Origin of the sequence: Sphingobacterium prati (genome assembly GCF_013167215.1) — a bacterium.
GTDB lineage: Bacteria > Bacteroidota > Bacteroidia > Sphingobacteriales > Sphingobacteriaceae > Sphingobacterium > Sphingobacterium prati.
The window spans coordinates 143,217-152,677 of the sequence record NZ_JABJWY010000006.1; the positions used below are offsets into that span (position 1 = coordinate 143,217).

The window sequence follows — 9,461 nt, forward strand, 5'->3', positions numbered from 1 at the left end:
GGCAATTCTATATTTTTGAAATCCTAATGATAATGAAAATGACAATTTTTAAAAAAAAACTTCTGCTCACCTATTTGATTTGCTTGTGTAATGTATTTTATCTGGCAGCGGCCGTCAGCCAAAAGGTAGAAGAGACTTTTATCAGCCCCAATAAATACAAAACTGGTTCCCAATCAGAGCGGATACAAAAAGCCATAAAGGAAGCAAAAAATACGACTGGAAAAGTAGTGATCCCTAAATATGATGCGGTAGCGAAAAAAAGTGTCTGGCTCATTGATGAGGCCATTTTGCTTCCCAGTGATTTTGAACTCGAATTGAACAACTGTACCATTAAGCTATCGGATAAATGCCGGGATAATTTTATCCGTTCGGCAAATGTCGGATTGACCATCAAAGACATCGTACCCTTAAAGAATATCCGGATTATTGGCAAAGGCAATGTCCTTTTAGAGGGAGCTGATCACCCCAGGGCTACAGGTGACCACAATAAAACTTTGTCCCTAAACCCTAACGGATTTGGACAATCCTACGGTACCGATGCCGGCAAACCGGGAGTGAACCAAAAAGGCGGATGGCGAAATCATGCCATTATATTGGCTTACACTGATGTATTTGAAGTTAGCGGTATTACGCTAAAAGATTATCATGGTCATGGATTGGTACTGGAACGCTGTACAAATGGTAAGGTGAGTGATATGACCTTTAACGTGAGGCAGGCCGTCACTGTTGATGGAGTGGACAAACAGATCTTAAACCAGGACGGCATGGGCGTACGTTTTGGCTGTAAAAATATTCTTATTGCAAATTGCAAAGGTAAAAGTGGCGACGACTTTATTAATATAGGGTTGACAGATACGGGAGTCGGAGCAGGAGAAGAAAATGTAAATGTGGTCAGTGGTTCGATCTATAGGGGCGAGATAGACAATATTTCAACTATTTATCTCCAGAACTGGCAGGACTTCTATTCCATCTCACACCGATCCATACGGATCATGCCAGTGGGTAACCTTCGGATAAGCAATGTTTTTATCGAGAATATGGTCATCAGTCCTTTAGCGAAACAAGGTCTGGTCGTTGAGTATGCCGAACACGTGAAAGGCCTATTCGTACGAAATCTAGTCAGCCATCAGCCCATAAAAGCCAAAGGTATCCCGCAAGCTAGCTTCAGGGATATTATTTACCAAGGCAAGGATGAAGCGATCGATGTACAACAAAGTGAAACAGTTGTCCTTGATCATGTAATGCGTATAAAGAATTAATTATAAATCGCTCTATATCCCTATTATAGCGCGAAAAACACCTGTTTTTGCCTTTTGTACAAAATCAAACCATTTTCGTACAAAAACGAACCCTATGAATTGGTTATGATGATAGTTTTGTCTTAACCAATTTAAAAAAAGCAAAATATGTGTATGAAAATTCCTCCTGACCACGTGATTAAGCTCACGAAGGGTAACCCCAACTTTACAAAAAACATGAGCAAGGCGCAACAGAATTTTATGCTTCGTCAATAAGTCCGAAAACGAAGTTTTGCGATCAGCATTGCCCATGCATTTGCAGCAATGAGATGTTATCTATCACAAAAAGTTAAATTAAAAATCCAAGCCTATTGAAGCAGACCTATTTCAAACTCATATTCTTTACGAGAAAGGGAACGTAAAGAACGCAAGTAAATTTTAAACTAACCAATATAAATCAATGATACAAAAGATACATATCTGGCTCAGGAGCTGGGTAATGAGTGCCACCCTATTGTCGGTGGCGTCCAATTACGCTTATTCGCAAGCAACAGATCAAATGCAAGTCAAAGGTCTGGTGACCAATGATGCAGGAGAAGGACTTAAGGGTGTTTCCGTCATGATTAAAGGTGCGAAAAACGGCGTACAAACAGATGCAAACGGTCATTATACCATCCGGGCGGCATCCACCGCTACGCTACTATTTACCTATACCGGTTTCAATAGCCAAGAAATAAAGGTCAATCCATCTGGAGTCATCAATGTGAAGATGTCCGGAAATAATGTCCTGGATCAGGTTGTGGTCGTAGGTTACGGTACCGCCAAGAAAAAGGATTTAACAGGTGGTTTGGCTGTAGTGGGAAAAGAGCAGCTAAGCATGGTATCTACCTCCAACCTGATGGATCGTTTGGTGGGGCAAGTGGCCGGTTTCTCCATTACTACCGGAGAGGCTGCACCGGGAGCATCGCAAACCTTGCTGATACGCGGTGAAAATTCTATCTCGGCAAATAATAGTCCACTGATTATCTTGGATGGCATTCCGTATAGCGGTTCGTTGGCTGATATAGATCCCAACAACGTGGAGAACCTTTCTATCTTAAAAGATGCTTCCGCGGCCGCTATTTACGGTTCACGAGCAGCTAATGGTGTCATTCTGATACAAACCAAAAGAGGCGCCCTAGGCCGAGCTCAGGTAAACTACAAAGGGGTGATCGGTATTGCCGAGCCTATGCAACGCATCAATGTCATGGGGCCAAATGAATACATCCGCTTTCAACAAGATATTGCCCGCATTAAGCAAGGATACACCGGCGCTTTGTTGGATCCTATTGCAGGCGATATTATTAGTGTAACGGAGCGCGGCAATTATGCGAAAGGCACTACCAACAACTGGCAGGATTACGTTTTCAGAAAAGCCTTGACCATGGATCATCAGCTGAGCATTTCCGGAGGTACCGAAAATACGAAGTACATGGCGGCCCTTGCAGCCTTAGATCAGGAAGGTGTCGTGTACAATTCCAAGTTGTCACGTTTAAATATAACCACAAATGTCGATCAGACTTTTAATAAATGGCTTACAACCGGTGTAGGCCTGCAATATACCCGGAAAAGCGATGGCGGCATTACGCCCAATTTGGAACATGCCATTAAGCAAAGTCCCTATGGTAGCTATCAAGACGAGTCTGGTAATTATGTGCCCGAACCCATGGAATACTCGTTGATTGTAAACCCCATGCGCAACGTCAATGCGATACAAGATCGGTATAACAACAACTTCTTCCTTTCGGGATATGCCAATATTTTGTTGCCCGTAGAAGGTCTCTCCTTACGGTCAAATTTTGGTTATAATTATCGGAATGGGTTTACAGGTACCTATTACGGGCGCAACACCTTTGAGGGCAGGGACCAAGGTACGCAGGCCGGCGGTAGTGCATCCATCAACAACTCTAATTATAATGATTATACCTGGGAGAATTTGCTCAAATACGAACGCCAGATAGGCGATCACCGTTTGGACGTGACCGGTTTGTTCAGTATGCAAAAAACGAAAAGTTGGTCAACAGCCCAGAGCGGAGCCGGTTTTGTCACCGATGACACCGAATACTTTATGATCGGTTCGGCCAGCCGTCTTGTTTCCAACAGCGCTTCCTTATCGGAATCCGCCATGCTGTCCTATATGGGCAGGATAAATTATGCTTATAAAGGCAAGTATCTATTGACCTTAACCGGGCGTACGGATGGAGCTTCGGTATTTGGGATCAACAATAAATACGCATTCTTTCCTGTTGCTGCGGCGGCATGGCAGATCGGTGAGGAAAACTTCCTAAAAGGTAAGGTGGAATGGTTAGACATGTTGAAAATACGTCTTTCTTATGGGGCCAATGGTAACCAGGCGATTACACCATACCGCACATTAGATCGGCTTTATTCAAATGTAAAATACATTTGGGGAGACGATGGAACAGCCGTTACGACAGCCTATTTGGCCGGAGATGGCGTGGGTAACCCTAATTTGAAATGGGAAACGACCTATTCAACCAACCTTGGTCTAGATTTTCAATTGTTTAAAAACAGGTTGAGCGGTACCGTCGATGCCTATCTTTCCAAAACAAGAGATTTGCTCATGACCCGTACCGTACCAATCATGAACGGGTATAACCGAATTTGGGACAATATTGGTGCGACCCAAAATAAAGGTATTGAGGTCACTTTAAACTCAGCGAATGTTAAAGGGGAAAATTTCCAGTGGAATACGACGGCTGTGTTTTCCTTGAACAGAGACAAAATTGTTGAGTTAAGAGGGGATGGTATTGATGATATTGCCAATAACTGGTTTATTGGTCAGCCATTAAGAGTATTTTACGATTATAAAATGATCGGTGTATGGCAGAATGGTGAAACCATTACGGTTGATGGGGCAGCTCCTGGAGCTGCCAAACTATACGATCGCGATGGTAACGGCAAGATAGAGACCAGCGATCGAATGGTTATAGGGTCTAAGAACCCACGTTATACCGCTTCGTTGGCCAACAGATTTTCGTACAAAAACTTCTATGCATCGGCCTTGGTTACAGGTGTTTTTGGCGTATGGCGTGATGATCACATGGCTAATCTGGGAGCTTGGACGTTCGGTATTACAAATTATGTACATGGTGCCAATTATTGGACCCCCGAAAATCCCGATGCCACGATTGTTTCCCCCGGCTATCTCAATCCATTGGGACATGGCTATTATAAAAAAGTGAGTTACGCGCAGGTAAAAAACATAACCTTCGGTTATAAATTACCGCATAACATTGCTAAGAAAGTAGGCGTAAGCGGTATTGACTTGAATGTCAGCGTGAACAATCTGAATACAATTTCTAATATAAGAGAGGTATTAAATTATGATAACACTTGGATGGCCTCTTATCCGACCGCACGTTCTTATATGTTTGGCTTAAATGTAAACTTCTAATCGACTAGGACATGAAAATAAAAAATATTATCACATCAAATTTGGCACTTATCGTATTGTTCTCCCTGGGTGGCTGTAAGAAGTTTCTGGAGGAAGAGCTGAAAACTGAACTGGCACCGTCCAATACCTATACCAGCACCTATGGTTTCGAGGTGGGCAGCGCGGGTTTATATACACTCACCCGTTCCGAATATAATACTTATGGCGAGGGTGGCGCCTTTATCCACAATGGTGCCTGTCCATACGAAGCCTTACAGGTGGCTACAGATATCGCCGATGCCATTAATAGTGATGGTTCTTTGATGGCTTTTGCTAACCTTACACTTACCTCATCCGAAAGATTTGTGGGTACTTACTGGAATTGGGCTTATAATTTAATTTCATCGGCAAACCTCATGTTAGTTTATTCCGAAAAAAACACCAACTGGGATACACCGGCGGATAAAGCACGTTTTCAGGCAGAGGCCCGTTTTTTTAGGGCTTATGCCTACCGTACCTTGGTTTATCTCTATGGAGACGTACCTTATGTCGAAACCATTCTGTATGATTTTCAGCTTAATTTTACGCGCACCCCAAAAGCCGAAGTCATCGGACATATGGTAGAGGATCTAAAGTTCGCTGTTGATAATCTGCCAACAAATCCGGATGCGGTGAAAGAAGGGAAGCTGACCAAATGGGCCGCAAGCCATTTGTTGAGCGAAATTTATTTGCTACAGGGCAATCCTGCTGAAGCAGAAAAGGCAGCACTGGCTGTTATCAATAGTGGTTATTACAACCTGATGAAGACCAGATACGGAGCCAACGGCAACAAGCCAGGCGATGTATTCAGCGATTTGTTTCTGGAAGATAATCAAAACAGAAAAAGTGGCAATAAAGAAAGTATCTGGGTATTGCAATTCCAGTTTAACACGATCGGTGGTGGTACCAATTCGGATGACTGGACCCGTAGGGCTTGGATACCCAATTACTCCACGATTACGGGATTTGTTTTGGCGGACACCCTGGGTGGTCGCGGTATCGCACAATTAGTGCCTATGAAATGGTGGGTAGGCACTACAGGGACTAATGCTACAGGCAATGTCGCCGGTGTTTTTGAAGCGAATGATATGCGTAATTCAGGCTACAATATCAAACGCAACTGGTATTACAACAATGCCAATGAGAGCTCACTGTATGGGAAAAAAGCCAATATCACCGAACAGACCTGGTTTACAACAAAAAGTTTATTTCCGGCGATTACAAAATTCTTTTACGGACGTACTGAAAATTTAAGCCTCACCGGCAGTTATAAAGACCGCATGAAATTCCGTCTGGCCGAGACCTATCTGTTGTTAGCCGAAGCCTATTTGGGGCAAAATATGCCTGATAAAGCCGCGCAAGCCATAAATGAGGTGCGGAAAAGAGCCGGAGCATCCGAAGTTACGGGCGCACAGATGAATATGGATTTTCTGCTCGATGAGCGTATCCGGGAATTAGTCGGGGAAGAAAGCAGAAGGTTTACTTTGGTACGTACCAACAAATTGGTGGAGCGTGTTAAAAAGTACAATAACGCCATTAAGGATAAGATCACAGATAATAACATCTTGTGGCCTATTCCACAGGTGATCAGGGATGCAAATACAGGGGCACCATTCCCTCAGAATCCAGGTTATAATTAATGGTAACGGGAAGCTGTACGAATAGCATTCGAATTTCGGTAGCTTCCCCATCTGATGACAAAACAGCAGCTGCGCCAGTCAAGCGCGTGATACTATCCAAATGTTAGTAAAAATATAAACCAATGAAAATAATCAATTATTTATACAAAGCTTTATTTTTCTTATGCATGGTACTGTGCCAGTTATCGTGCAAACAGGAAATACAGGATATACCCAAAGTCAATGAGACGTTGGAACTTCAGCCTTCATCCGAAAACATTACGCTGGACGAGGTCAATATGGCAAAAGATATTGTCACATTTAACTGGAAGCCTGCCAGGGCACAGTCAGATGATCATTTGGTGAGCTACAGTACCATGTTAGATGTAGTTGGGAACAATTTTGGCACCGGTACAGCCATATTCAATTATGAAGATGATAATGTATTTGGCAGGAGCTTTACTTCCGAACAATTGCAAAATTGGGCAAACGAAAAATGGGGGATACCGGCAAATAAGAGCTTCACGCTGGAGTTTAGGGTAGTTGCCCAATGGGAGGGTGGCGCTACTTTTGAGGCACCCGAAGTACGGACCGTAAGAATTACAGTAAACCCAATTAAGACAGTTATTTTTGATGCCGATAAAGTGTTTTTGAGCGGAAGTGCGGTGGGAGCGAGCAAGGTGGAGCTGCCAAAAACATTGGAAAATCTGGATCAATATGCCTATGTATTGAATTTACAGCCGGGCGAACTCGAAATTCCGGTCGAATTCAACGGTGAGACCAATTATGTGGTTACTGCCGATGGAAGCACAGCATTAAACGACGGTAATGCTGTCGGTATTAAGATGAGAGAACGTGCGTTCTCCTGGAAAATAGAAACTGCTGGAGAATACCGCGTCGTGGTCAACATGCAGAAAGCCACAGCAACAATCTATTCACCGGCTAAAGCGCTAGCAGCAAAGACCGTGACCTGGACAGGGGACCAACCTTATACGACCACTGTGACGGATTTATGGATGCACGGAAGCATTAATGGCTGGGGCACTCCGGTTAAAATGGACTGTACGGTGAGTTTAGCAGATCCACAAGTTTTGGTCTACACTGGCGGTAAAGTGGGAACAACAAAGTTTATCGTGACTGGGGATAACAGTAATAACAAAAATCTGGCTTACGCATTTAGTGCTCCGCTCACATCTGGCGGTGTGGCCCAGACCCTGACACTCACCTTGGGAAAGGCCACTGAATTGGGGGGCGGTACCACGAGTGCAAATCGCAATTCTTATTTCACCGTTCCGGCCACCACCAATGTGCTGATTTTTGATCTAAGAAACATGACAATTCTAGCGTTAAAACGGTAAGCAATCGTATATAAACGCATAAATTAACGTTAACATTTTTGAAAGTGAAAAATATAAATTATAAAAAAGCCTGCCTCAGAGCATTTGCTGTTATGCTTTGCTTTCTAGCAGTGTCATGTAAGAAAGATGGCGCTGATAGTGAAAGTGCTATGTCAGGTACCTTGGTAAAACCCAGTTACAACCGGAGTTCCATGTTTCGTAACCCTTTAAACGGCTGGGTCATGTACGCTTCAGCTTCGGGCAATCCCTCATATTGGGATACCCAATTCTATGTACCCGACTTAGGTAAAACGGTTAAAGCGATTGACTATGCATCAGCCTGTTATATCCGTACCAGCTGGCGAACCTTTAATCCTGCCGATGGCGTGTATGCCTGGAGAGATCCCAGCACAGCACTCTATAAAATGATCAAAGGGGCACAAGATAAAGGATTGCCAATTGCCTTTCGTATCGTCGTCGACGGTCGAGACCAGGGGGCGAATACGCCGCAGTTTGTGTTCGATGCAGGAGCCAAGTATTATGTCGCCAATGCATCTTTTCCGGACAGAAAAACACCGGTGCTACAGGACCCTATTTTTCGAAAATATTATGGCAAGCTGATCGAAGAACTCGCAAAAGATTTTAACGATTTAAATAAGACCTCCTTTGTAGATGCCTACGGGCTCGGGTTGTGGGGTGAGGGACACAGTGTCATTTATGAAGATCCGAATAATCCCTCCGGTCAAAATATTGAGGTCATCAAAGAAGAAGTCGTTGATTGGATTTCGGATGTTTATGCGAAAAATTTCACTAAAGTGCCATTGCTGATCAATTATCATCGTGTAGTTGGGGATCCTGCTGGCAATGGAGCTCCCAATCCTAATTCTGAAAAGTTGTTGAATAAGATGATTAATAAAGGATACAGCCTGCGTCAGGATGCTTTTGGGATGACCGATTATTATCAAAGTTGGGAGAAGAATTTTGCGAAGGCCTGGAATTTTAAACGTCCGATTATTATGGAAGGCGGCTGGATTACTACGGGCACACATCGTTACTGGACAGATCCAAGTGGTAAATACCGACAAGACCATCCCGAGGACGTTCGGCAAGGTGAGTTTGACAGCTCCTTGGAAGCAGGCGTAAACATGATGGATTTCCGGATTGGAGAAATTGAAAGCTGGTTTACCAAGTCCTTTACACTATGTCAGCGTTTTATTTCTGAAGGTGGTTATCGTTTATATCCGGATCGGGTTTATTTACCGGAGAAAGTGAACGCGGGTACTGAAACAACAATTAACCATCGTTGGCGGAATATGGGGTGGGGTTATTTTCCGAATAATATTCCCCAATGGAACTATAAATATAAAGTAGCTTTTGCACTTCTGGATGAAGAAAATAATGTAAAAAAAGTTTTTATTGATGATAAAGGGGAACCTTCAACCTGGATAAAGAGTTCTTCAACATCGTATGAGTTAAAGGTGAATGTGGATGTACCTGCCGGCAATTACACCTGGGCCGTCGCCATTGTAGATACGACAAATGAAAATCAGCCGGGAATACGGCTTGCCGTAAATGGTGATATTACGAGCGGCGGATGGTTAAAATTATTGAAAGTACAAGTACAATAAAAAAGTACCAAATGGCAATCAAAAACAGCCGCCAGTAGTTATTTGGTGGCTTTTTTTACGTCAAAAGGGCCTGATTCTCATCAGACCCTTTCTCTTAGCGTTTTATTGTACAGTAATTTTTATGTTTCTTATCGTTTCCTCTTTTTTGTTTCGTCATCCAATGT

5 protein-coding genes are annotated in these 9,461 nt (G+C 43.3%); all 5 read left to right on the forward strand.

Translation table 11 applies throughout. The features are described 5' to 3' along the window. Positions 1 to 32: 32 nt before the first annotated feature. The gene (locus HPC41_RS00565; RefSeq protein WP_172392062.1) at positions 33 to 1,259 is read left to right on the forward strand and encodes a glycosyl hydrolase family 28 protein; all 1,227 of its coding nucleotides are present in this window, start codon (positions 33 to 35) and stop codon (positions 1,257 to 1,259) included. Between the two features lie 439 nt (positions 1,260 to 1,698). Then, complete coding sequence (locus tag HPC41_RS00570; protein WP_172392063.1) at positions 1,699 to 4,695, forward strand: SusC/RagA family TonB-linked outer membrane protein; 2,997 nt, start codon at positions 1,699 to 1,701, stop codon at positions 4,693 to 4,695. An 11-nt stretch (positions 4,696 to 4,706) separates the two neighbouring features. Beyond that, complete coding sequence (locus tag HPC41_RS00575; RefSeq protein WP_216660611.1) at positions 4,707 to 6,353, forward strand: RagB/SusD family nutrient uptake outer membrane protein; 1,647 nt, start codon at positions 4,707 to 4,709, stop codon at positions 6,351 to 6,353. 122 nt (positions 6,354 to 6,475) lie between these two features. After that, positions 6,476 to 7,690: a SusE domain-containing protein gene (locus tag HPC41_RS00580; RefSeq protein WP_216660612.1), complete on the forward strand. Its 1,215-nt coding sequence runs from the start codon at positions 6,476 to 6,478 to the stop codon at positions 7,688 to 7,690. Between the two features lie 44 nt (positions 7,691 to 7,734). Beyond that, positions 7,735 to 9,297: a DUF4832 domain-containing protein gene (locus HPC41_RS00585; protein ID WP_343043776.1), complete on the forward strand. Its 1,563-nt coding sequence runs from the start codon at positions 7,735 to 7,737 to the stop codon at positions 9,295 to 9,297. The last annotated feature ends 164 nt before the right edge of the window (positions 9,298 to 9,461 follow it).

What these genes read in the sequence shown, in the direction of transcription:
- HPC41_RS00565 (WP_172392062.1), top strand. Translation starts at nt 33, where the DNA reads ATGAAAATGACAATTTTTAAAAAAAAACTTCTGCTCACCTATTTGATT.
- HPC41_RS00570 (WP_172392063.1), top strand. Translation starts at nt 1,699, where the DNA reads ATGATACAAAAGATACATATCTGGCTCAGGAGCTGGGTAATGAGTGCC.
- HPC41_RS00575 (WP_216660611.1), top strand. Translation starts at nt 4,707, where the DNA reads ATGAAAATAAAAAATATTATCACATCAAATTTGGCACTTATCGTATTG.
- HPC41_RS00580 (WP_216660612.1), top strand. Translation starts at nt 6,476, where the DNA reads ATGAAAATAATCAATTATTTATACAAAGCTTTATTTTTCTTATGCATG.